Annotated in this window: 25 protein-coding genes and 1 riboswitch; of the genes, 11 read left to right on the top strand and 14 right to left on the bottom strand. The window is 66.3% G+C overall.

Annotation, left to right across the window (positions count from 1 at the left end):
- Positions 1-3: 3 nt before the first annotated feature.
- From V7E00_RS02100 to rpsL, 8 genes are all read right to left on the bottom strand, one after another.
- Entirely contained in the window at positions 4-315 is a 312-nt protein-coding gene (locus V7E00_RS02100; protein ID WP_010545722.1) for a 50S ribosomal protein L23, read from the bottom strand.
- Positions 308-934 (bottom strand): 50S ribosomal protein L4, encoded by a 627-nt coding sequence (gene rplD / locus V7E00_RS02095; RefSeq protein WP_168845189.1) that lies wholly within the window; start codon positions 932-934, stop codon positions 308-310. The genes V7E00_RS02100 and rplD overlap by 8 nt, the downstream gene beginning before the upstream one ends.
- Positions 935-1,684 (bottom strand): 50S ribosomal protein L3, encoded by a 750-nt coding sequence (rplC, locus tag V7E00_RS02090; protein WP_121074307.1) that lies wholly within the window; start codon positions 1,682-1,684, stop codon positions 935-937.
- A 364-nt stretch (positions 1,685-2,048) separates the two neighbouring features.
- Entirely contained in the window at positions 2,049-2,360 is a 312-nt protein-coding gene (gene rpsJ, locus V7E00_RS02085) for a 30S ribosomal protein S10 (protein WP_010545719.1), read from the bottom strand.
- A gap of 269 nt (positions 2,361-2,629) precedes the next feature.
- Positions 2,630-3,823, bottom strand: a complete 1,194-nt coding sequence (gene tuf / locus V7E00_RS02080; RefSeq protein WP_010545718.1) for an elongation factor Tu — start codon at positions 3,821-3,823, stop codon at positions 2,630-2,632.
- Positions 3,824-3,903: 80 nt separating this feature from the next.
- Entirely contained in the window at positions 3,904-6,000 is a 2,097-nt protein-coding gene (gene fusA, locus V7E00_RS02075; protein ID WP_333571042.1) for an elongation factor G, read from the bottom strand.
- A 66-nt stretch (positions 6,001-6,066) separates the two neighbouring features.
- Positions 6,067-6,537, bottom strand: coding sequence for a 30S ribosomal protein S7 (gene rpsG / locus V7E00_RS02070; RefSeq protein WP_168845191.1), 471 nt, complete (start codon positions 6,535-6,537; stop codon positions 6,067-6,069).
- Between the two features lie 62 nt (positions 6,538-6,599).
- Positions 6,600-6,971 carry a 30S ribosomal protein S12 gene (rpsL, locus tag V7E00_RS02065; RefSeq protein WP_010545715.1) on the bottom strand — a complete coding sequence of 124 codons (372 nt, stop codon included), beginning with the start codon at positions 6,969-6,971 and terminating at the stop codon, positions 6,600-6,602.
- A gap of 298 nt (positions 6,972-7,269) precedes the next feature.
- Between rpsL and V7E00_RS02060 the strand changes: the two genes are divergently transcribed.
- A complete protein-coding gene (locus V7E00_RS02060; protein ID WP_333571041.1) occupies positions 7,270-7,710 on the top strand; it encodes a bactofilin family protein in 441 nt (146 codons plus the stop codon).
- Positions 7,711-7,730: 20 nt separating this feature from the next.
- Here the strand turns inward: V7E00_RS02060 and V7E00_RS02055 are convergent, their stop codons facing one another.
- Entirely contained in the window at positions 7,731-8,345 is a 615-nt protein-coding gene (locus V7E00_RS02055) for a DUF4142 domain-containing protein (protein ID WP_333571040.1), read from the bottom strand.
- Between the two features lie 294 nt (positions 8,346-8,639).
- Between V7E00_RS02055 and V7E00_RS02050 the strand changes: the two genes are divergently transcribed.
- The 4 genes from V7E00_RS02050 to V7E00_RS02035 all read left to right on the top strand — a co-directional run bounded on the left by V7E00_RS02050 (position 8,640) and on the right by V7E00_RS02035 (position 12,742).
- Complete coding sequence (locus tag V7E00_RS02050; RefSeq protein WP_333571039.1) at positions 8,640-8,807, top strand: hypothetical protein; 168 nt, start codon at positions 8,640-8,642, stop codon at positions 8,805-8,807.
- Positions 8,808-8,844: 37 nt separating this feature from the next.
- A complete protein-coding gene (locus tag V7E00_RS02045) occupies positions 8,845-9,732 on the top strand; it encodes a bestrophin family protein (protein ID WP_333571038.1) in 888 nt (295 codons plus the stop codon).
- Positions 9,733-9,769: 37 nt separating this feature from the next.
- Positions 9,770-9,966, top strand: a riboswitch (cobalamin riboswitch).
- Positions 9,967-10,067: 101 nt separating this feature from the next.
- Entirely contained in the window at positions 10,068-11,918 is a 1,851-nt protein-coding gene (locus V7E00_RS02040; RefSeq protein ID WP_333571037.1) for a TonB-dependent receptor plug domain-containing protein, read from the top strand.
- A complete protein-coding gene (locus V7E00_RS02035; protein ID WP_333571036.1) occupies positions 11,915-12,742 on the top strand; it encodes an ABC transporter substrate-binding protein in 828 nt (275 codons plus the stop codon). Before V7E00_RS02040 ends, V7E00_RS02035 begins: the two co-directional genes overlap by 4 nt.
- A 6-nt stretch (positions 12,743-12,748) precedes the next feature.
- Here the strand turns inward: V7E00_RS02035 and V7E00_RS02030 are convergent, their stop codons facing one another.
- Both V7E00_RS02030 and V7E00_RS02025 read right to left on the bottom strand, forming a co-directional pair.
- The gene (locus tag V7E00_RS02030) at positions 12,749-13,150 is read right to left on the bottom strand and encodes a low affinity iron permease family protein (RefSeq protein WP_333571035.1); all 402 of its coding nucleotides are present in this window, start codon (positions 13,148-13,150) and stop codon (positions 12,749-12,751) included.
- A 423-nt stretch (positions 13,151-13,573) separates the two neighbouring features.
- Positions 13,574-14,002, bottom strand: coding sequence for a cupin domain-containing protein (locus V7E00_RS02025; RefSeq protein ID WP_333571034.1), 429 nt, complete (start codon positions 14,000-14,002; stop codon positions 13,574-13,576).
- Between the two features lie 100 nt (positions 14,003-14,102).
- Between V7E00_RS02025 and V7E00_RS02020 the strand changes: the two genes are divergently transcribed.
- The 5 genes from V7E00_RS02020 (at position 14,103) to V7E00_RS02000 (ending at position 17,184) form a co-directional block, all read left to right on the top strand.
- Positions 14,103-14,486 carry a glycine zipper 2TM domain-containing protein gene (locus V7E00_RS02020; protein WP_333571033.1) on the top strand — a complete coding sequence of 128 codons (384 nt, stop codon included), beginning with the start codon at positions 14,103-14,105 and terminating at the stop codon, positions 14,484-14,486.
- Between the two features lie 42 nt (positions 14,487-14,528).
- Positions 14,529-15,707, top strand: a complete 1,179-nt coding sequence (locus tag V7E00_RS02015) for a glycosyltransferase (protein WP_333571032.1) — start codon at positions 14,529-14,531, stop codon at positions 15,705-15,707.
- Between the two features lie 48 nt (positions 15,708-15,755).
- On the top strand, positions 15,756-15,908 hold the full coding sequence (locus tag V7E00_RS02010; protein ID WP_333571031.1) for a hypothetical protein: 153 nt from the start codon (positions 15,756-15,758) through the stop codon (positions 15,906-15,908).
- A gap of 66 nt (positions 15,909-15,974) precedes the next feature.
- Positions 15,975-16,505 carry a hypothetical protein gene (locus V7E00_RS02005; RefSeq protein ID WP_333571030.1) on the top strand — a complete coding sequence of 177 codons (531 nt, stop codon included), beginning with the start codon at positions 15,975-15,977 and terminating at the stop codon, positions 16,503-16,505.
- Positions 16,506-16,548: 43 nt separating this feature from the next.
- Complete coding sequence (locus tag V7E00_RS02000; protein WP_333571029.1) at positions 16,549-17,184, top strand: TMEM175 family protein; 636 nt, start codon at positions 16,549-16,551, stop codon at positions 17,182-17,184.
- A 63-nt stretch (positions 17,185-17,247) separates the two neighbouring features.
- On the opposite strand, the gene V7E00_RS01995 is transcribed toward V7E00_RS02000, so the two are convergent.
- The 3 genes from V7E00_RS01995 to V7E00_RS01985 form a co-directional block, all read right to left on the bottom strand.
- A complete protein-coding gene (locus V7E00_RS01995; protein ID WP_333571028.1) occupies positions 17,248-17,586 on the bottom strand; it encodes a hypothetical protein in 339 nt (112 codons plus the stop codon).
- 132 nt (positions 17,587-17,718) lie between these two features.
- On the bottom strand, positions 17,719-19,380 hold the full coding sequence (gene recN / locus V7E00_RS01990; protein ID WP_333571027.1) for a DNA repair protein RecN: 1,662 nt from the start codon (positions 19,378-19,380) through the stop codon (positions 17,719-17,721).
- Positions 19,381-19,422: 42 nt separating this feature from the next.
- Positions 19,423-20,247 (bottom strand): outer membrane protein assembly factor BamD, encoded by an 825-nt coding sequence (locus tag V7E00_RS01985; protein WP_333571026.1) that lies wholly within the window; start codon positions 20,245-20,247, stop codon positions 19,423-19,425.
- Positions 20,248-20,371: 124 nt separating this feature from the next.
- On the opposite strand from V7E00_RS01985, the gene V7E00_RS01980 reads away from it, so the two are divergent.
- On the top strand, positions 20,372-21,214 hold the full coding sequence (locus V7E00_RS01980; protein ID WP_333571025.1) for a class I mannose-6-phosphate isomerase: 843 nt from the start codon (positions 20,372-20,374) through the stop codon (positions 21,212-21,214).
- The last annotated feature ends 56 nt before the right edge of the window (positions 21,215-21,270 follow it).

Genomic DNA, 21,270 nt, shown 5'->3' with positions numbered 1-21,270 from the left:
GTCTCAGATCCCCGTGGTCACGTCGATCTGTTCGCCCTGGGCGAGCGTCACGACCGCTTTCTTAAAGTCCGAACGGCGGTAGGGCGCGCCCTTCCACTTCTTGGTCTTGCCCTTCTGGACGAGGGTGTTCACGCCGGTGACCTTGACGTTGAACAGCGCCTCGACGGCAGCCTTGATCTCCGGCTTGGTCGCGTCGTTGGCGACCTTGAAGACCACGGCGTTCGCCTCGGAGACGAGCGTCGACTTTTCGGTGATGTGCGGGGCGAGCACCACGTCGTAGTGACGGATGTCGACCGGCTTGGACTGCTTAGCCATTGAAGCGCGCCTCCAGCTTCTCGACGGCAGCGCGGGTCAGGACCAGCGTGTCGCTCTTCAGGATATCGTAGACGTTGGCGCCGATCGCCGGCAGCACGTCCACCTGGTGCAGGTTGCCTGCCGCCAGCGCGAAGCTGTTCTCGATGGTGTCGCCATCGATCACCAGGGCCTTCTTGCCGAAGCCCAGCTTCTCGAGGTTGCCGGCCAGGACCTTGGTCTTGCCGTTCTCGACGACGAGGCTGTCCATGACGATCAGCGAACCAGCCTTGGCGTGGCTCGACAGCGCCATCTTCAGGCCCAGCGCGCGGATCTTCTTGTTCAGCGACGGATTGAAGTCGCGGACACGAGCACCGTGCGCCTTACCACCGCCGATGAACACCGGCGCGCGGCGATCGCCGTGACGAGCGGTACCACCGCCCTTCTGACGGCCCCACTTCTTGCCCGTACGCGCAACGTCCGCACGCTCGCGGGTGCCACGGGCAGTGCCGCGACGCTTCTCGAGCTGCCAGGTGACGACGCGGTGCAGGATGTCGGCGCGCGGATCGAGACCGAAGATCTCGTCGTTGAGCTCGATATCGCCCTTCTCGGCGGCGTCGAGGGTTTGAACCTTGACCTTCACTTAGCCCTCCTGGCCTTCGGTGGCTTCCGGAGCCGCCACTGCGGGCGCTTCGGCGGGAGCCTCGTTGCTGTTCGCGACGGTCTTCAGACCGGCGGGGTACGGCGCTTCGGCGTGACGGGCGACCTTGACGGCGTCCTTCACGATCAGCCAGCCGCCCTTCGAGCCCGGAACCGAACCCTTGACGAAGATCAGGCCGCGCTCGGCATCGGTGCCGACCACTTCCAGATTCTGCTGGGTGCGATTGCGATCGCCCATGTGACCGGCCATCTTCTTGTTCTTGAAGACGCGACCCGGATCCTGGCGGTTACCGGTCGAACCGTGCGAACGGTGCGAGACGGAAACGCCGTGGGTGGCGCGCAGACCGCCGAAGCCCCAACGCTTCATGGCGCCGGCGAAACCCTTACCCTGGGTACGGCCCGACACGTCGACCAGCTGGCCTGCGACGAAATGGTCGGCCGAGATCTCGGCGCCCACGTCCAGCAGACCATCTTCCTCGACGCGGAATTCGCAGAGGATCGCCTTCGGCTCGACTTCGGCCTTGCCGAAGTGGCCGCGCTGCGGCTTGGCGACGTTCTTGGCCTTCGCCGTGCCGGCGCCGACCTGAACGGCCACATAGCCATCCTTGTCGGTGGTGCGCTGTGCCACCACCTGGACGCCTTCCAGTGCCAGAACGGTCACCGGCACGTGCCGGCCGTCGTCCTGGAACAGGCGGGTCATCCCCATCTTCTTCGCGATAACGCCAGTGCGCATCGGCCTGTTGCTCCTATTACAGAGGCACCCCCGGGACCATTCCCGCGGGTGCGTGTTCAACCCTGAATGTTTTACTGCGAAGCCCCCGTCCGGGCTGAACCTCCACCTCGCGGTGGAAGAGACGGGGGACGCAGGCCCGGCCACTCGAAAGCCGCCGGCGGTATCCCTTGTCGCTGCGAGCCGATCCGGCCCGCCACTCCTTGCGTTGGATCGGGAAACGATCCGGTCGAGGAGGATGGCGACTCCAAGCATGGAGCCGCGAATCTCGAGGAAGCGGCGCCTTTACGTCAGCTACGCTTCCATGTCCACCGCATTAAAGGGTGAACGCCAAAAGCCCCCGCGAAGCGCGGGGGCCGGAGCCGGCTCAGGCCAGCTTGATCTCGACGTCGACGCCGGCGGCCAGGTCGAGCTTCATGAGCGCGTCCACCGTCTGCGGGGTCGGCTGAACGATGTCGAGCATGCGCTTGTAGGTGCGCGTCTCGAACTGCTCGCGCGACTTCTTATCGATGTGCGGGCCACGGTTGACCGTGAACTTGTCGATGTGAGTCGGGAGCGGGATGGGGCCACGGATAAGGGCGCCGGTACGGCGGGCGGTGTCGGCAATGTCGCCGGCAGCCTGATCGAGCACGCGGTGATCGAACGCCTTGAGGCGAATGCGGATATTCTGCGTTTCCATGGTCCTACCGATGCGAAAGAGCGGGGCAACGCACCCAATTGCCATCCCGGCGAAGCCCCGGCCCCTGCCCCATCCGCTACTGGAGCGATTCGGGCGGCGCCGGTTGGACCGGAACGGCGGCTGGATGGCCGCCTCTTGCTGTTGAACTCAAAACTCGAAGGGCGCGCCTTTAACGGCCCTTCTATAAAAAGGCAACCGCCCGACACTCATTTTCTGAGTGCCGGGCGGAACCTTTTTGCAGTCACCTGCGGGCCGAAGCCCGCAAATGCTTACTTGTCGATCGAGGCAACCACGCCCGCGCCGACGGTACGACCGCCCTCACGGATGGTGAAGCGCTGGCCGACGTCCATAGCGATCGGCGCGATCAGCTTGACGCCGAGGGCGATGTTGTCGCCCGGCATCACCATCTCGGTGCCCTCGGGCAGCTCGACGGTGCCGGTCACGTCCGTGGTACGGAAGTAGAACTGCGGACGATAGTTCGCGAAGAACGGCGTGTGACGGCCACCCTCGTCCTTCGACAGGACGTAAACTTCCGACTTGAACTCGGTGTGCGGCTTGATCGAGCCCGGCTTCGCCAGAACCTGACCACGCTCCACCTCGTCGCGAGCGACGCCGCGCAGCAGCGCACCGACGTTGTCGCCGGCCTGGCCCTGGTCGAGCAGCTTGCGGAACATTTCCACGCCCGTGACGGTGGTCTTGCGGGTGTCGTGAATGCCGACGATCTCGACTTCTTCACCAACCTTGATGATGCCGGTTTCGACACGGCCGGTCACCACGGTGCCGCGACCCGAGATCGAGAACACGTCTTCGATCGGCATCATGAACGGCTTGTCGAGCGGACGCTCCGGCTCCGGGATCGACTCGTCGACAGCGGCCATGAGCGCCAGGATGGCGTCCTTGCCCAGCTTGTCGTCGGTGCCGTTCAGAGCGGCGGTCGCCGAACCACGGATGATCGGAATGTTGTCGCCGTCGAACTCACGCTTGGAGAGCTCTTCGCGGATTTCCATTTCGACCAGCTCGAGGATTTCCTCGTCGTCGACCAGGTCGCACTTGTTGAGGAACACGACCATGGTCGGCACGCCGACCTGACGGGCGAGCAGGATGTGCTCCTTGGTCTGCGGCATCGGACCGTCGGTCGCTGCCACCACCAGGATCGCGCCGTCCATCTGCGCTGCGCCGGTGATCATGTTCTTCACGTAGTCAGCGTGACCCGGGCAGTCGACGTGCGCGTAGTGACGGCTGTTCGTCTCATACTCGACGTGCGCGGTCGAGATGGTGATGCCGCGCTCGCGCTCTTCCGGAGCCTTGTCGATGTTCGCGAAATCGACCGCTGCGTTGCCCGCAACGTTCTCCGCCAGGATCTTCGTGATCGCAGCCGTCAGCGACGTCTTGCCATGGTCGACGTGACCGATGGTGCCGATGTTGAGGTGCGGTTTGCTCCGATCGAACTTTGCCTTCGCCATTGTCTTCCTACCTTCTGATTCAATTTCCCGTGCCGCCAGGGGACTCGCGAGAACGCGGCCCCATAGCGGCTGTTTTCCGATTACGCCAGCTTTGCCTTCACTTCGTCGGCGACGTTGGCCGGCACTTCGTCATAGTGCGAGAACTGCATCGTGTACTGCGCGCGGCCCTGGGTGAACGAGCGGAGCGCGTTCACATAGCCGAACATGTTCGCCAGCGGCACCATGGCAGTGACGGCCTGCGCATTACCGCGGGTGTCCGTGCCCTGGATCTGGCCACGACGGCTGTTCATGTCGCCGATGACGTCGCCCAGATAGTCTTCCGGGGTGACGACTTCGACCTTCATGATCGGCTCGAGCAGCTTGATGCCGGACTTCTGCGCCGCTTCGCGCATCGCTGCACGGGCGGTGATTTCGAAAGCCAGCGCCGACGAGTCGACGTCGTGGTACGCACCGTCATACAGCAGCACTTCGAAGTCGATGATCGGGAAGCCGACCAGCGAGCCCGTAGCTGCCGTCTCGCGGAAGCCCTTTTCGATCGCGGGGATATATTCCTTCGGAATGTTACCGCCCTTGATCTCGTCCTTGAAGACGATGCCCGAACCACGCTCGCCCGGCGTCAGCTTGACCTTGACGCGACCGAACTGGCCGGTGCCGCCCGACTGCTTCTTGTGCGTGTAGTCGATGTCGACCGGCTTCGCGAGATATTCGCGATACGCCACCTGCGGCGCGCCGACATTTGCCTCGACCTTGAACTCGCGCTTCATGCGGTCGACCAGGATCTCGAGATGGAGCTCGCCCATGCCCTTGATGATGGTCTGGCCGCTTTCCGAGTCCGACGAGACGCGGAACGACGGGTCCTCGCGGGCAAGACGATTGAGCGCGACGCCCATCTTTTCCTGGTCCGCCTTGGTCTTCGGCTCCACCGACAGCTCGATCACGGGCTCGGGGAATTCCATCCGCTCGAGGATGATCGGGGCGTTCTGCGCGCAGAGCGTGTCACCGGTCGTGGTATCCTTGAGGCCGGCGAGCGCGACGATGTCGCCCGCATAGGCTTCCTGGATGTCCTCACGGCTGTTCGCATGCATCAGCAGCATGCGGCCGACCTTTTCCTTCTTGTCCTTCACCGAGTTCATCACGGTGGTGGCCGCTTCGAGCTTGCCCGAATAGATGCGCGCGAAGGTCAGGGTGCCGACGAACGGGTCGTTCATGATCTTGAACGCCAGCGCCGCGAACGGCTCGGTGTCCGAGGACGGACGCTCGTCCGGCGTTTCGCCGTCGAGCTTGACGCCCTTGATCGCCGGAACGTCGAGCGGGCTCGGCAGATAGTCGATCACCGAGTCGAGCAGGGGCTGCACGCCCTTGTTCTTGAACGCCGAACCGCACACGACCGGAACGAACGCCATCTCGAGCGTGCCCTTGCGGATCAGGCGCTTGAGGTCGGCGACGCTCGGCTCGTTGCCTTCGAGATACGCTTCCATCAGCTCGTCATCGAGCTCGACGGCCATCTCGATCAGGTCGCTGCGATACTTCGCGGCCTTCTCGGCCAGATCGGCCGGGATGTCCTGATATTCGAACTTCGCACCCAGGCTCTCTTCGAGCCAGATGATCGCGCGGTTCTCGACCAGGTCGACGAGACCCTTGAAGCCGCCCTCGATGCCGATCGGGAGATACAGCACCGCCGGACGCGCGCCGAGACGGTCGATGATCGAGTTCACGCAGAAATAGAAGTCGGCGCCGGTGCGATCGAGCTTGTTGATGAAGCACATGCGCGGCACGCCGTACTTGTCGGCCTGGCGCCACACGGTTTCCGACTGCGGCTCAACGCCGGCAACGCCGTCGAAGCACGCAACCGCACCGTCGAGCACGCGCAGCGAACGCTCGACTTCAATCGTGAAGTCGACGTGGCCGGGGGTGTCGATGATGTTGATGCGGTGCTCTTCGCCCTTGCCGTCCTGGGCGCGCCAGAAGCACGTGGTAGCAGCAGACGTGATCGTGATCCCGCGCTCCTGCTCCTGCTCCATCCAGTCCATCGTCGCCGTGCCTTCATGCACTTCGCCGATCTTGTAGGACTTGCCGGTGTAATAAAGGATACGCTCGGTCGTGGTCGTCTTACCGGCGTCGATATGGGCCATGATGCCGATGTTGCGGTAACGCTCGAGCGGATGGCTGCGGGCCATGATCGTGGTTTCCTTGAAAATTTGGGGAGCCGGACCGTCCAGCTCCCCAATATGTAGGTACGAAAGTTACCAGCGGTAGTGGCTGAAGGCGCGGTTCGCTTCCGCCATGCGGTGCGTGTCTTCGCGCTTCTTCACCGCGTTGCCGCGGTTGTTCGCCGCATCCATCAGCTCGCCCGAGAGGCGGGCAGCCATGGTGTGCTCGCTGCGGTTGCGGGCCGAGGCGATCAGCCAGCGGATCGCGAGCGCCTGCGCACGCTCCGGACGAACTTCGACCGGAACCTGGTAGGTCGCACCGCCGACGCGGCGGCTGCGGACTTCGATGCCGGGCTTCACGTTGTTCAGCGCGTCATGGAAGACGCCGATCGGCTCGCGCTTGGCGCGCTGCTCGACGGTTTCCAGGGCGCCATAGACGATCGCTTCTGCAACGGCCTTCTTGCCGTCCAGCATGACCGAATTCATGAACTTCGACAGAACCTGATCACCGTAGACGGGATCGGGCAGGATTTCCCGCTTTTCGGGACGACGACGACGTGCCATCTCAATATTTCCTTCTGAACTTCAGCCGATCCGGAACACGTCCGGGGCTTACTATGGCCTGATTACTTCGGACGCTTCGCGCCGTACTTCGAACGGCTCTGCTTACGATCCTTGACGCCCTGCGTATCGAGCACGCCGCGAAGGACGTGGTAGCGGACGCCGGGAAGATCGCGCACACGGCCACCGCGGATGAGCACGACCGAGTGCTCCTGCAGGTTGTGGCCTTCACCCGGGATGTAGCTGATGACTTCGCGGCTGTTGGTCAGACGGACCTTGGCCACCTTGCGAAGTGCCGAGTTCGGCTTCTTCGGGGTCGTCGTGTACACGCGGGTGCAGACGCCGCGCTTCTGCGGGTTCTGTTCCATCGCAGGGACCTTGGACTTGGCCTTCTGCGGTTCGCGGCCCTTGCGGACCAGCTGGTTAATCGTCGGCATGAAGCCCTTCACCTTTCAGATGGTTACTTTGCTGGAGCCCTGTTGGACAGAATACGAAAAAGCCCCGAAGGCCTCAGCCCCCCGGGCGATTGCGTCTCCAGCAACGTTCAGCTCTTTGTACCCAAGGCAGGAATCGCCCTACCCGGAACCGGGCGGCCTATACCGATGCGGGGCGATCCGGTCAACTCCGCCGCCCTCGGGCCGCCGCACCTGCGGCGTTAACCCATTCCTGGGGCTGCCCGCCCGCCATGGCTATGCTAGCGCAACGCTACGGAATTGGCACGAATGGGGTATGCGGATGTTCAACGGCAGTCGTAATCGCGAAGATCGGGCAACATCCGGCGGCAGCAGCGCCCAGGCGAATGCGCGGCGCGGCCAGTTCTCGGTCCTCGGCGCCGACATCGTCATCACTGGCAATCTCACCGCGACCTCGGACCTGCATATCGACGGACGCATCGAAGGCGATGTGCGGTGCGGCAGCCTGGTACAGGGGGCGGAAAGCCAGATCTTCGGTCGAGTCGAAGCCGACGACGCCCGGCTTGCCGGTTCGATTGAAGGATCGGTGCGCGCCCGCCAACTCACGGTCGAGCGCACCGCACGGATTGTCGGCGACGTCGAATATGAGACGATCATGGTCGAACAGGGCGGCCATATCGACGGTCGACTGAAGCACATGGGGAGCGGCGCCGGCGCCGTCGCCGCGCCGGTGCTTATCGAAGCGACCGGGGAAGCGGCCTGAGGCCACCTCCCCGGGGGCGCTTACATGCCCTTGATCTTGTCGTAATGGTTCGAAATCATGCCCTCGGCGTCGTGGGCGAACTCGCGCAGCTGCGGCACGTCGCCGCTGCCGGCATAGGCGCGCACCGCGGCCAGCGCCTTTTCGTGCGCGACCACCTGCTGGCTCTTGTACGCGGTGTCGAACGCCGTTCCGGTCGCGGACTGGAGCGTCTTCAGATTCGTCTGCTGCTCGTCGGTCATTGCCGGGGCGGGGGTGATCGCCGGGCTTGTCTTGCCCGCGGCGGCCTTGAGCTTCGCGGTCGACTTGGTGTGTTCCTCGACCATGTCCTTGCCGAAGTCCTTCAGGTCGTCCGTCGTCGCCTTTTGCTGGGCCAGCTTGCCGGCAGCGATTTCATAGGCGTCGCTGGCAGCGACCGTGTTGGCGAAATCCTGGCCGGTCATCGGCGCAGCGGCGGTGGCGTTGCCGTCCATGCCGTTCATCGTGCCCATATTGTCGCCCATCGCCTCGCCCGCGGGGAGGTTGGTGACCGTGTCGCCGCTGTTCATGGCGTCGGTGCCGCCGTTGCTGTTGCCGCCACACGCAGCGAGCGCGAAGATCGGCGCGGCGCTCAAGATCAAAAGGTGCTTCTTCATCATACAGGCCTCCTAAGTTCCGAAAGCGAACGCCCCGCCCCCGCCGCCGTTCCGAAAAGGCTGGACCATCTCTCTGAGGAATAATCATAAGTTAGAAGCTCCGGCAGGCATGCACTGTGGCGACTCTCGGCGCGGCGACAGCAGCTGGTCGCAATAATGGTGCGCCGCAACGCGAATGGTGCAGCGCGCAAACTTACGTTACCAAATGTCCATTCCCGTGTTAAATTCGCTGCTTAGCTCTGGGTCCTCACCACAGAAGAGGACTCCACGATGCACCAGGATGAACGAACGCGCCGCATGGAACGCCTCCGAAGCTCGGTGGCGCTGTTGCTGTTCGGGCTTGGCACCCTCGCGTTCCTGATCGCAATCGATCGCCCGGAATGGTTCCACCTGCGCCCGGGAAGCGGCACCGCGGCCGCCATGTCGCACGCGGCGACCGTCGCGCCGGACCGGAACGACGGCTGAACGGACCTGAAGCAATCGTCGTGCGTAGAGTTCGGCCATGATCGTCACCACCGCCCCCCGCGCCAGACAGGTCCTGCGTGAAGTGTGGCAGCCGCTGGCGCTGCTCTTCATCTGGGACGTGATCGTCACCATCGTCTACTTCGTGCTGCCGTTCCGCGCGCCTTCGCTGCCGCTGACGCTGTTCGGATCGGTGCTGGCACTGTTTCTCGGCTTCCGCTCCAACTCGGCCTATCAGCGCTGGTGGGAGGGCCGCAGCCTCTGGGGCCTCATGATCAACGCCAGCCGCAACCTCGCACGGATGGCGCGCAACTATCTGCCCGAAGGCGAGGCGGTCGATCTCAAGCGGACGATCGTGCTGCGGCAGATTGCCTATGTGAATGCGCTGCGCTGCCAGCTGCGCCGCCAATCGGCGGATCAGGAAGTGCTGCGCTTCCTCTCCAAGGGCGAGGCGGACTATGCACTGGCCCGCACCAATATCGCCAACGGCATCGTCGACGGCACCGGGCGACGGATCGAGATCGCGCGATCAAAGGGCTGGATCGATTCGATCCAGCAAAGCTCGATGGAAAACGTGCTGGTCGACATCGCCAATGCCCAGGGCGGCATGGAGCGGCTGAAGAATACGCCGCTGCCGATGCAATTCCGCTTCGTGCCCACGGCCTTTACCCACATCTTCTGCGTATTGTTGCCGATCGGCCTGGTCGAAACGCTAGGCGTCGCGACTCCGCTGGGCTCGACCATCGCGGGCCTGATGTTCCTGGCCGTGCTCGCGATCGGCGACGACCTGGTCGATCCCTTCGCCAACACCGTGCACGACCTGCCGCTCAACGCGATGTGCCGCACGATCGAGATTGATCTGCTGCAATCGATCGGCGACCCCGCCCCCGAACCGGCGACGCCCGACAAGACCGGCGTGCTGTGGTGATACCGCTGCGGGTTGCCGCCCTGCCCCGCTTGCCGCTAAAGATCGGTGCGTAACGGGTGCCCTCCCCCAACGGGAGGGTGAAAAGGGAACTCGGTGTCCAAGTCCGAGGCTGCCCCCGCAACTGTAGCCGGTGAGCCGGCGCGCCAATCTGCCACTGGAGCCCGTGCTTCCGGGAAGGCGGCGCGCCTGCGACGACCCGGGAGCCAGGAGACCTGCCCGCTACCGTCGATTCCTTCACGCGGGCGGGGTGCACCGGGTGATCGGGGCTGAAATCCCCGTGTGAGCGACACCAACCCATGCGGGAGCCGTGCTCCCCTGCCCAGGTGTCTGTACCCATGCAGTTCTTGAAGCTTTCCCTGTTCGCCACCGCCGCGCTCGCGCCGCTGGCCGCCCATGCCGATCCCGACGATGATCGCATCATCGTCGTCGCAAGCGGCGTCCGGCAGCGCGCCGATGCGGTCGGACGTTCGGTCACCATCATCGACCGCGACGAGATCGAGCAGCGCCAGACCGTTGCCCTTTCGGATCTGCTCGCCACCACGCCGGGCGTGACTGTCGTGCGCAACGGCGGGCTCGGCACGTCGACCGCACTCAGCATCCGCGGCGCGCAGACCGACCAGACGCTGGTGCTGATCGACGGCATCCGCGTCGGCGATCCCTCCGCCACCGGTGGCGCGTATAACTTCGCCAGCCTGCTCGCCGGATCGGTCGAGCGCGTCGAGGTGCTGCGCGGGCCCAATTCGGTGATCTGGGGCAGCCAGGCCATTGGCGGCGTCGTCAACGTGACCACGCTGCAAGGCGCGCAGGGTCTGCACATGCGCGGCAATGCCGAGGGCGGATCGTTCGGCACGTTCAACGGCAATGCCGCGCTCGCGGGCGGCAACGACCGTATTTCCGCGGGGCTGACCGCGGGCTATCTCACCACCCAAGGCATTTCGGCGGCGGCGAATGGCAGGGAGGCAGACGGATACCGCCAGATCGGCGCGACCGGCAACGTCCAGGTGCAGCTGGCCCCCGGCCTCGCGCTCGATCTGCGCGGCTATTATGCCGACAGCAAGGTCGATCTCGACGGCTATGCCCCGCCTACCTATGACTTTGGCGACACGGGCGAGTATGCCAAGACGCAGGAAGTCTATGGCTATGCCGGTCTCCGGAACGAGTCGCTCGGCGGAAAGCTGCGCAACCGGATCGGCTTCGCCCTCTCGGACATTCACCGCGACGGCTACAATGACGACTCGTCGGTCGCCTATCGCTATCGCGGCCGCGCCGAGCGCTATACCTATCAGGGGGACGCGACATTGGCCGACCAGCTCCGCCTCGTTTTCGGTGCCGAGCACGAGCGGAGCCGCATCCGCTACGACGAAGGCTTCGGCAGCGCGGGGCGCACGTCGGTGGGCATCACCAGCTTCTACGGCCAGGCGATCGTCACCCCGGTCGCGCCGTTGACGCTGACGGGCGGCGGCCGCCACGACGACCATGACACATTCGGCGGCCACTGGACGTGGAACGCCGACATCGCCGTTCGCCCGACCGCGGACACGGTGCTGCACGCCAGCTTCGGCGAGGGATTCAAGGCGCCGACCTTGTACCAGCTTTACAGCGCCTATGGCGACCGCAGCCTCCGTCCCGAAACCGCCAGGAGCTACGAGGCAGGCGTTCGGCAGATGCTGGCGGGCGGCAAGCTCGCGCTTGGCGTCACCTGGTTCCACCGGGATTCGGACAACCAGATCGACTATAATTTCGATACGTCGACCTATTACAACCTCAACAAGACCCGCGCCGAGGGCGTCGAGATCGAAGCGCTGCTGCAGCCGGTCAAGGCGCTGACGGTGCGGGCGAACGTCACCCATGTCCTCTCGCAGAACCGCACTGCGGGCATGCTCGGCAACGATCTGCCGCGCCGCCCGCGCGACACAGTCAATGTCTCGGCCGATTATCGCTTCCCGTTCGGCCTTGCGATCGGCGGCACGGTGACGATGGTGGGGGACAGCTTCAACGACGCCGGCAACCTGACCGCGATCGACGGCTATGCACTGGCGAGCGTGCGGGCGGAGATGCCGGTGACGAAACTGCTTTCGGTTTATGGCCGCGTCGATAATGTCGGCGACGTGCGCTATCAGCAGATCACCGGCTATGGCACCTATGCCCGCGCTGCCTTTGGCGGCGTGCGGGTGCGCTTCCAGTGAGGTTCGGCGCCGCGCTGCTCGCCTACCTGGGGCTCGCGGGCTGTGCGGCGGCGCCGTCCCAGGGTGGCGGGGGCATCGTCTCGATGAACCCCTGCGCGGATGCGACGCTGCTGGAGCTGGTGCCGCCGTCGCGGATCGCGGCGATCAGCCATTATTCGCAGCGCGCGGACTCCACCTCGATCCCTCTCGAGGTCGCCCACCGCTTCCGCGGCAATAACGGCACCGCGGAGGAAGTGATCGGCCTCAAGCCCGATCTGGTGGTGGCCACCAGCTTCACCGCGCCCTCGACCCGCGAGGCCTTTGCCCGCGCCGGACTGAAGGTGCTCTATCTCGATATCCCGCCCTCGATCGCCGACAGCAAGGCGCAGGTGCGCGAGCTTGCGAAGGCGGTGGGCGCGCCAGCCAAGGGCGCCGCGCTCAACGCGCGCATCGACGCGGCAGTGGCAGCCACGCGCTGGAGCGGCGCCAAGGCCCCCGCGCTGCTCTGGATCGGCGGCAACCTCGTCACCGGCGGCAAGACTCTGCTCGACGACCTGATGACCACCGCCGGCTTCTCCAACCAGGCCGCGCAGTACGGCCTCACCCATACCGGCCACCTGGCGATGGAGCAGGTGATCGCAGATCCGCCGCGCGTAATGCTCGCCCCCGAAGGGGTCGGGCGCGACGGCGATTCGCGCGCGGCGATCCTGCGCAAGCGCGCCATCGACGAGACCGGCCTGAAGATCATCCAGGCGCGGTTTTCGCGCCAGCTGGTCAATTGCGGCGGCCCGGTGATCCCTGCTGCCCTCGCCCGCCTTGCCGAGGTTCGCCGGCAGGTGCGCTGAGCCGCCTCAGCGGCGCGAGATCACCTTCTCGATCGCCTCGTGCCGGGCCGGATCGGCCTCGCCGAACTCGCGCTCCAGCCGATCGCGGATTTCGAGCAGTTGCTTCTCGCTTAGATGCTCGATGCCGATAAATTCGTTGCGCGCCTTGTCGATCGCGCGGATCACTTCGTCCAGCTTGGCCTGCAATGCGGCGGCGTCGCGATTTTGCGCATTCTGGATCAGGAACACCATCAGGAAGGTGACGATGGTGGTGCCGGTGTTGATCACGAGCTGCCAGGTGTCCGACCAGTGGAACACCGGCCCGCTCAGCCCCCAGACGATGATGACCAGGAAGGCGAAGACGAAGGCCGGCGGACGCCCCGCCCAGCCGGCGACGCTCTGCGCGAACCGTTCGAAAATGCGTCCCAAGCCGATGCTCCCGATGCGTGTTGGCGCCGCTATGCGCGCCGGCAGGGCGCTTGCCAATCGGGGCAATATCTCGGTGTGGCGCGCTGCGAAATGCGAAGGTGGCCGGTCTGGTACTGCGCCGAAGCGCATCACCCTCTCCGCCAGCGGCCTGCGGCAACTGCCCGGCAGGGGGACGGTCACCGGATCGGCACGCGAACCGCCGCCGGACGGAGCGATTGTCGCGCACCTGCCGGATCGGAGAGTTTCCCTAGGGGACCAGCACCGACACCAGCGCGCAAGCCACTGACGCCGCTCCAGTTTCTCTCTGCGCTACCAGCTTTCTTACAGCCCAGATGGTCTCGCTCGCAGCGAGTCGCCAAGCGCAAACCGCCTTTTGCGGCTGTTGATGCTGTGGATAACGGGGATAACGGGGATAACCTGCGTTCAGAGACCCGGTGGCGCCCAGCCCGGTGGGGCCAGTTCGAACCCGGCGAAATCGAAGCCGGGCACGACGACGCAGCTCACCAGTCCCCAGCCCTGCAAGGCCTCGGTTGCCTGCCAGCGGCCGGCGGGGACTCGAGCTTGCGGAACCTGCCCCATGCGGACATCACCGCCCAGCGCCATCCGCTCTACGCTGCCGCTCGCATCCTCGACCTGTAATTCCAGCGCCGATCCGGCGTGCCAGAGCCACAACTCGTCGGCATCCACGCGGTGCCAGTGCGAGCGTTGCCCGGCCTCGAGCAGGAACAGGATCCCCGTGCCGGGCGAGCGCCCCGCTCCCTCCGCCGCGGCCCGCCACGTCTCGCGATACCAGCCTCCTTCGGGATGGGGTGCCAGTTCCAGCTGCGCGATGATCGCCCTGGCTTCGTCCATGCGTCTGCCTCCTGCCTGAACGGCGCGTAGTATGGGGTTCATGCAACCGGGGCTAAGCCCGACACGTTCGTTTCATGTACAACAATTCGGGGAGTATCCCATGCGTACCCTTCTGCTTTCGCTCAGCGCCGCCGCGCTCGCCATTCCCGCTGCCGTCGTGCTGCCCGCCACTCAGGCGGAGGCCAAGGCCGCAATCGGCCAGGACCGCTATTACCGCGGCCATGACGACCGCCGCTACCGTGACGACCGCCGCTACCGCGACGATCGCCGTTACGCCTATCGCGAGTGGCGCGGCCGCGACGGCCGCCGTTACTGCCGCAAGCCTGACGGCACCACCGGCACGGTGGTCGGCGCGGTCGGCGGCGCGCTGCTTGGGCGCACGATCGACAGGGACGGTGACCGGATGGCGGGCACCCTGCTCGGTGGCGTCGCCGGCGCGCTGGCCGGCCGCGCGATTGAAAAGGGCGGCAGCAACTGCCGCTGATGCGCTGAAGCATTAACCCCGGGGTGGTAGACACCCCGGGGCATGCTTCGCGTCCTCGTCCTCTCCACCCTGTTCCCGGACGCCGCGCGCCCGAATTTCGGCATCTTCGTCGAGCGGCAGACCCGGGCGCTAGCGGCACGGGACGGGGTGGAGGTCCGGGTGGTCGCCCCGCGCGGGCTGCCGCCCTTCCCGCTCGACCGCCACCCGCGCTACGCCGCGCTTGCCGACCAGCCCGCGCACGAGGATTGGAGCGGCCTTGCCGTCCATCGCCCCCGCTTCCTCAACCTGCCCGGCACCGGCGGACGCGTCCATGCCGCAATGCTCGCCCGCGCGCTCCGCCCGATGCTCGCCGAGCTGCGCCGCACCTTCCCCTTCGACGTGATCAGCGCCGAATTCTTCTTCCCCGACGGGCCCGCGGCCGTTGCGCTCGGCAAGACCTTCGACGTGCCGGTGTCGATCAAGGCGCGTGGCTCCGACATCCATCAATGGACCCGCCGCCCCGCCATCGCCCGCCAGATCGTGCGCGCGGGACAGTCAGCCGATGGCCTCCTCTCGGTATCGCTCGCGCTGCGCGACGACATGATCGCGCTCGGCATGCCCGCCGAGCGCACCGCCTGCATCGTCACCGGCGTCGACCTCGCCCGCTTCGCCCCCCGGGATCGCGCCGCCGCCAAGCAGGCGCTGGGGATCAATGGTCCGCTGGTCGCCTCTGTCGGCGCGCTGATCCCGCTCAAGGGGCACGACCTGCTGATTGACGCCGTGAGCGGCCTGCCGGGCGTTCACCTCGCCATTGCCGGACAGGGGCCGGAGGCAGAGCGCCTGGAGGCGCAGATCGCCGCGCTGGGCTGCGGCGACCGAATCCGTTTGTGCGGCCCCCTTCCACCTGAGCGGATCGCCGATCTGCTCGCGGCCGCCGACGTGATGGCACTCGCCTCCTCCTCCGAAGGGCTGGCCAATGCCTGGCTGGAGGCGCTGGCCAGCGGCACGCCCGTCGTCATCCCCGACGTCGGTGGCGCACGGCAGGTGGTGACCGCGCACGCCGCGGGGCGGATCGTCGAGCGCACGCCCGAAGCGCTCGCCGCCGGCATCGCCGCGCTGCTCGCCGCGCCGCCCGCGCCCTCCGCCGTCCGCCGCCTTGCCGAACCGTTTACCTGGGAAGCGAATAGCGAACGATTGTACCACCACCTCGCGCGACTCGTCGCCGCCCGTCGCGGAACTTGAGCGAATCTGCAGGGTTCGACAGATGCCGGGGAAGGCAAGGAGCCCGTGATGCAGAAGCCCAAACCTTATCGCTCGCCGCGTCGGCGGCCCTCGCCAAACGCGCTGCCGCCACGCCACCTTCGCCGCGCCGGCGCCCGGCCCGCCGAGACAGACTTCGACATCGTGTTCGAGTGGGAAGGCGACGTGCCCACCCACCACTGACGCCAAGTTGACAGCACGAATCGCTTGGCGGAAGCTGGCCGCTTCACCCAGCCCGGGAGGTGCGGCATGGCAGGCAAGAAAGACAAGAAGGCGAAGAAGGACGGCAAGAAGACGTCGTTCCTGCCCAAGGTGATCGACGGCATTAAACTGCCCAAGGATGCACGCCGCCAGCTCACCGCCCTCGCGAAGCATCCGGTGGTCGCCGACCTGCTCGCCTCGGGTCTTGTCGCATTGGCCCAGCGCATCAAGGGGGACGGCAGCAAGGCGGAAACCGCACCGGCGCCGATCCCCGCCGCGGAACCGACGCCCCCCGAACCCGCAGCGGCGGCGACGCCTGCCAAGCCGGCAGTGAAGCGGATCCGCAAGCAGGCCACCGGCACCACCGCCGCGCCCGCCGAAGGAACGGCGGAGGCGAAGCCCGCCGCGGCCCGGCGCGCGCGCAAGCCCGCAGCCCCTGTCGCTCAATCGGCCCCGTCGACCGCCGAAGCGGCTCCGCCCAGCTCCGCCAAGGCGCCGCCGCCGCGTCGTACCCGCAAGAAGGCCGACGGTCCGATCAAGCCGCGCACCCGCCGCACGCCGAAGAAGACGGACAGCTGATCGCCTGCTATCCTGGTCGCCGGGCAACCAGGGGGAACACGCCATGCAGACCACGCACGCGCCCGAAGCGCATGGCCCCGGCCACGCGATCGAGCGACTGATCTTCTTCTCGGACGCAGTGTTCGCCATTGCGATCACGCTACTGATCATCGAGATCCACGTGCCGGAAGTGCACCCGCCCTATACGGACGCGGCGTTCCTGCGGGCGCTCGCACCGCTTTCGGTGGAGTTCCTCAGCTTCTTCGTGTCGTTCTTCGTGATCGGCGCTTTCTGGGCTGGCCACCACCGCGCCTTTGACTGCGCGCGCCACTGGTCGCCAAGGCTGATCCTGCCCAACCTCTGCATGTTGAGCACGGTGGCGGCGATGCCGTTCTTCACCGCCTTTTCGTCCGAATATTACGGGTACCGGGTGCCCTCGGCGCTGTACGCCTTCTGGATGATGCTGATCGCGCTCGCCAATATCTGGGTGCAGCGGCTGGCAACGTCGGCGCCGGTGGTGGGCGAGCGGGTGGCGAAGGCGCATTGCCGACTCATTCGCCAGCGCGGGCTCGCGACGCTGCTCGGCACGATGTCCGCATTCGCGATGGCGCTGATATTCCCCTTCGCCTCGCAGATGACACTGGCGACCATCCCCTTGTGGCGGCTGCTGCTCCAGCGCGTCTCGCCGCCCAAGGCATAGGCGGCAGATACGAGACGGGCCCCGCCTTGGGGCGAGGCCCGTCTCTTGGATCGATCGCCGCGATCAGCGGCGGTGGTTATTGCGATCGTGCTTCTCGTAGCGGACCTTGGCCGACAGCGCGTCGTAGCGGCGGTCGAGATCGCGGCGCTCCTGCATCGTCAGGCCGGGGCGCGAGGCGCGATAGCGTGCCTCCAGCCGCACCAGGCTGCGATATTCGTTGCGGATCTGGGTCGCCTCGCGGCGGCTGAGCGAGCCCGAGCGGATGCCCCGGTCGATCCGCTGTTCGATGCGATCCTGGCGCGCATTGATGTTTTGCCAGCCACCCTGGAACGCCGCAGCGGAGGCGGGAACGGCGGCAGTCGCGACACCAAGTCCGGCGATCAGCAGCATGAACTTCTTCATCGGGTACTCCTCAATTCGACTGGACCGCCCCTGCGGTCGAAAGCCGTTGTGGAACGCCGATGTCGTCACTTTGTCCCAAGCACCGCACTTTTCCGTCACGAATTGTCGCAAGCCGGCACGGTCCGTTCAGGTTCAGGCCGCGAGCAGCCGCTCCGCCTGCGCACGCGCCTCGGGCGTGATCTCCGCGCCGGAGAGCATGCGGGCGATCTCCTCGCGGCGCTGCTCGGGCGAGAGCGGCGTCACGCCGGTGCGGGTAACGATCCCGTCATGCCGCTTGGCGATCAGCAGGTGCCGGGCGCCCCGCGCTGCGACCTGTGGGCTGTGGGTCACCACCAGCAGCTGCGAGCCCTGGGCCAGCCGCGCCAGCCGCTCGCCGATCGCATCGGCAACAGCGCCGCCGACGCCGCGATCGATCTCGTCGAAGATCAGCGTTCGCGCACCGCCTTCCTCGGCCAGCGCCACCTTCATCGCCAGGATGAAGCGCGACAATTCGCCGCCGCTGGCGATCTTCATCAGCGGTGCGAACGGCGCGCCCGGGTTGGTCGATACCTCGAACTCCACGCGGTCCATGCCGGCGGCGCTCCACTGGTTCTCGTCGAGCGGCTCCACCACGGTGCGGAAGCGCGCGGAATCGAGCTTGAGCGGCTTGAGCTCCGTCGCGACCGCCGCATCGAGCCGTGCTGCCGCCATCACGCGCACGGCGGAAAGGGTCTGCGCCGCCTCGCGATAGGCAGCATGGGCTTCCGCCGCCGCCTTCTCCAGCCGGGCGATGCCGGCGCCACCGCTGGTCAGCCGATCGAACCGCCCCGACAGCTCCGCCAGCAGCGCGGGCAGCTCGTCTGGCTGCACCCGGTGCTTCCGGGCGACGGCGCGCAGTTCGAACAGGCGGGCTTCGTCCGCCTCGAGCGCCGCGGGATCGAAGGCGAGGGCCTCGGCCGCCGTGTCCACCTGGGCCTGCGCCTCGCTGCCTTCGGTGATCGCGCGGTCGATCGCCGCCAGCGCCTCGGCCAGTGCTTCGTGATCGTCCGACACGCGCTCCAGGATCCGCGCTGCCTGCCGCAGGCGGGCAAGGGCGCCATCGGAGCCCTCCAGCAGATCGGCAATGCCCTGCAGGTCGGTCGCGATCTTTTCGCCGCGCTGCATCGAGGCGCGGCGTTCGGCGAGCCGCTCCTCCTCGCCCTGCTCGGGCGCGAGCGCGGAAAGCTCGGTGACGGCGTGTTCGAGCCATTCGCGGTCGCGCTCGGCGCTGTCCTGCTCGGCCCGCGCCACCGCCAGCGCATCCTCGGCTGCGCGCCACGCGCGATGCGCGATCGCCACGGGTCCCACATCGCAGCGCCCGAACGCATCGAGCAGCAGCCGGTGGCCGCGCGGATTGAGCAGGCCGCGATCATCATGCTGGCCGTGGATTTCGACCAGGTGGGGGGCGAGCTCGCGGAGGAACCCGGCGGACGCAGGCTGGTCGTTCACGAAGGCGCGGCTGCCGCCATCGGCCTTGACCAGCCGGCGAATCAGCAACGGTTCGCCCGGCTCCAGCTCCATGCCATTCTGCGCGAAGAGGTTGGCGATCGCGCTGTCGGCGGCGGGCGGGACGAAGCTCGCCACCACCACCGCCTGCGCGGCACCGCTGCGGACCAGGCCGCTATCGGCACGCGCGCCCAAGGCCAGTCCCAGCGCATCGAGCAGGATCGACTTGCCTGCCCCGGTCTCGCCGGTCAGCACGCCTAGCCCTTCGCCGAACTCCAGGTCCAGCGCCTCGATCAGCACCACGTCGCGAATGGAAAGCGCGGTCAGCATCGGGCCCCCTATCGCAGGAACAGGAGTAGAACGAAAGTGGTTTTAGCTTGCGGGCTTGGGCGGCGGGCTCGCCTTGGCCGCTGCCGCCACCTTGTCCTGATTTTCCTGCATCAGCTCATAGGCGTGCTTGTACCAGTCGGTACCCGGATAGTTGGTACCCAGCACCGCCGCTGCCTTCTTGGCTTCCTCGGGAACGCCCATCGCCAGATAGCTTTCAGTGAGGCGCATCAGCGCTTCCGGCACGTGCGTGGTCATCTGGTAGTTGTCGACCACATTGCGGAAGCGCAGCGTCGCCGCCAGCCACTGGCCGCGCTTTTCGTAGAAGCGGCCGACTTCCATTTCCTTGCCGCCCAGATGGTCGCGTACCAGATCGAGCTTCAGACGTGCATCGGCGGCGTATTTCGAGTTGGGATAACGGCGAATCAGCTCGCCGAGCGAATCGAGTGCCTGCTGGGTGATCTTCTGGTCGCGGGTGACGTCGCTGATCTGCTCGTAATAGGAAATGCCGATCAGATAATAGGCATAGGGCGCGTCGCGATTGCCTGGGTGGACCGCCAGGAAGCGCTGTGCCGAGGCGATCGATTCCGCATAGTCGCGGTTCAGATAATAGCTGAACGCGCCCATCAGCTGCGCGCGGCGCGCCCAGACCGAATAGGGATGCTGACGCTCGACCTCGTCGAACAGCGCCGCGGCAAGCTTGTACTGGTGCTGGTCCAGCTTCTGCTTGGCCGTGCTGTACAAGGTGCCGACGTCGCGAGCGACGTAAGGCAGATCCTTCACCCCGCCGCGCTTGGCGCAGCCGGCGACGGAGAGGGCGAACACCGGAAGAAGCGCGAACGCAAGCGCGCGAGGCAGAGGACTACGCATATGGCGGGGTTCTTAGACCGGGGCCGTGGCTGCAAACAATCCTTTTCGGGGCGGGATTGCGGCGGAACCTCCTTCGGGCCACATGCGCTCCCGTTTCCGTGACCGTATTCGAAGGGGATCTTCCGTGCCCGCCACGCTTCTCGCCACCCACCGCGTCGAAAAACCCTGGGGCCGCCACACCTTGTATCCGGGCTTTGCCGATCCCGCCGCTGATGGCGAGCCGGTGGGCGAAGTGTGGTTCCAGACGCCGGGCAACTCCACGCCGGATCTGCTGATCAAGTATCTGTTCACCAGCGAGAAATTGTCGGTCCAGGTCCACCCGAACGACGAGCAGGCCCAGGCTGCCGGCCTGCCGCGCGGCAAGGACGAATGCTGGATCATCCTCGACGCCCAGCCCGATTCGACGATCGCACTCGGCACCAAGCAGCCCTATAGTCGCGAAGAACTGCGCGCCGGCGCCCTCGACGGCTCGATCGAGGAGATGCTCGACTGGAAGCCGGTGAAGGCCGGCGACTTTTTCTACTCCGCCTCGGGCACGGTGCACGCGATAGGCGCGGGCATCACGCTGATCGAGGTGCAGCAGAACAGCGAGACCACCTATCGCCTCTATGATTATGGCCGCCCGCGCGAACTGCACCTGGACGCGGGCATCGCCGTATCGGAGCCGGTGCCGTTCGTGCCCCACCCGATGCCGGGCGCCGTGGCGCCGAACCGCACGATCCTGGTCGAGGGGCCGAAATTCGTGCTCGAGCGCTGGGAAGGCGGGAAGCGCAGCTTCACCCTGCCCGAAGGCACCACCGGCTGGCTGATCCCCGTGAAGGGCGAAGGCGTGGTGGACGGCATCGCCTTCAAGGCGGGCGAGTGCCTGACGCTGGAAGGCCATGTCGCGCTCCACGCGGAAGTCGGCAGCGATCTGCTGTTCGCCTATCCGGGCGACGCACGTGTAGCGTCGATGGACGCCGAATGAACCTGATGTAGTTTCCTGTTCACGCAACCGACCGCGCCGGCGAACCGTTTGGCACG

The organism is Sphingomonas sp. (assembly GCF_036731925.1).
GTDB lineage: Bacteria > Pseudomonadota > Alphaproteobacteria > Sphingomonadales > Sphingomonadaceae > Sphingomonas.
The sequence above is the reverse complement of the archived record's forward strand: the minus strand, read 5'-3'. Positions and strand labels throughout refer to the sequence as shown.

Bases quoted from the DNA above. Each gene is read 5' to 3' on its own strand.
- V7E00_RS02050 (WP_333571039.1), top strand. From the start codon at position 8,640: ATGGAACGCCTCCGAAGCTCGGTGGCGCTGTTGCTGTTCGGGCTTGGC.
- V7E00_RS02015 (WP_333571032.1), top strand. From the start codon at position 14,529: ATGCTTCGCGTCCTCGTCCTCTCCACCCTGTTCCCGGACGCCGCGCGC.
- V7E00_RS01985 (WP_333571026.1), bottom strand. From the start codon at position 20,247: ATGCGTAGTCCTCTGCCTCGCGCGCTTGCGTTCGCGCTTCTTCCGGTG.
- rpsL (WP_010545715.1), bottom strand. From the start codon at position 6,971: ATGCCGACGATTAACCAGCTGGTCCGCAAGGGCCGCGAACCGCAGAAG.
- V7E00_RS02100 (WP_010545722.1), bottom strand. From the start codon at position 315: ATGGCTAAGCAGTCCAAGCCGGTCGACATCCGTCACTACGACGTGGTG.
- rpsJ (WP_010545719.1), bottom strand. From the start codon at position 2,360: ATGGAAACGCAGAATATCCGCATTCGCCTCAAGGCGTTCGATCACCGC.
- V7E00_RS02020 (WP_333571033.1), top strand. From the start codon at position 14,103: ATGCGTACCCTTCTGCTTTCGCTCAGCGCCGCCGCGCTCGCCATTCCC.
- recN (WP_333571027.1), bottom strand. From the start codon at position 19,380: ATGCTGACCGCGCTTTCCATTCGCGACGTGGTGCTGATCGAGGCGCTG.
- fusA (WP_333571042.1), bottom strand. From the start codon at position 6,000: ATGGCCCGCAGCCATCCGCTCGAGCGTTACCGCAACATCGGCATCATG.
- rpsG (WP_168845191.1), bottom strand. From the start codon at position 6,537: ATGGCACGTCGTCGTCGTCCCGAAAAGCGGGAAATCCTGCCCGATCCC.
- tuf (WP_010545718.1), bottom strand. From the start codon at position 3,823: ATGGCGAAGGCAAAGTTCGATCGGAGCAAACCGCACCTCAACATCGGC.
- V7E00_RS01995 (WP_333571028.1), bottom strand. From the start codon at position 17,586: ATGAAGAAGTTCATGCTGCTGATCGCCGGACTTGGTGTCGCGACTGCC.
- V7E00_RS02000 (WP_333571029.1), top strand. From the start codon at position 16,549: ATGCAGACCACGCACGCGCCCGAAGCGCATGGCCCCGGCCACGCGATC.
- V7E00_RS02040 (WP_333571037.1), top strand. From the start codon at position 10,068: ATGCAGTTCTTGAAGCTTTCCCTGTTCGCCACCGCCGCGCTCGCGCCG.
- V7E00_RS02010 (WP_333571031.1), top strand. From the start codon at position 15,756: ATGCAGAAGCCCAAACCTTATCGCTCGCCGCGTCGGCGGCCCTCGCCA.
- V7E00_RS02055 (WP_333571040.1), bottom strand. From the start codon at position 8,345: ATGATGAAGAAGCACCTTTTGATCTTGAGCGCCGCGCCGATCTTCGCG.
- rplC (WP_121074307.1), bottom strand. From the start codon at position 1,684: ATGCGCACTGGCGTTATCGCGAAGAAGATGGGGATGACCCGCCTGTTC.
- V7E00_RS02045 (WP_333571038.1), top strand. From the start codon at position 8,845: ATGATCGTCACCACCGCCCCCCGCGCCAGACAGGTCCTGCGTGAAGTG.
- V7E00_RS02060 (WP_333571041.1), top strand. From the start codon at position 7,270: ATGTTCAACGGCAGTCGTAATCGCGAAGATCGGGCAACATCCGGCGGC.
- V7E00_RS02025 (WP_333571034.1), bottom strand. From the start codon at position 14,002: ATGGACGAAGCCAGGGCGATCATCGCGCAGCTGGAACTGGCACCCCAT.
- V7E00_RS02005 (WP_333571030.1), top strand. From the start codon at position 15,975: ATGGCAGGCAAGAAAGACAAGAAGGCGAAGAAGGACGGCAAGAAGACG.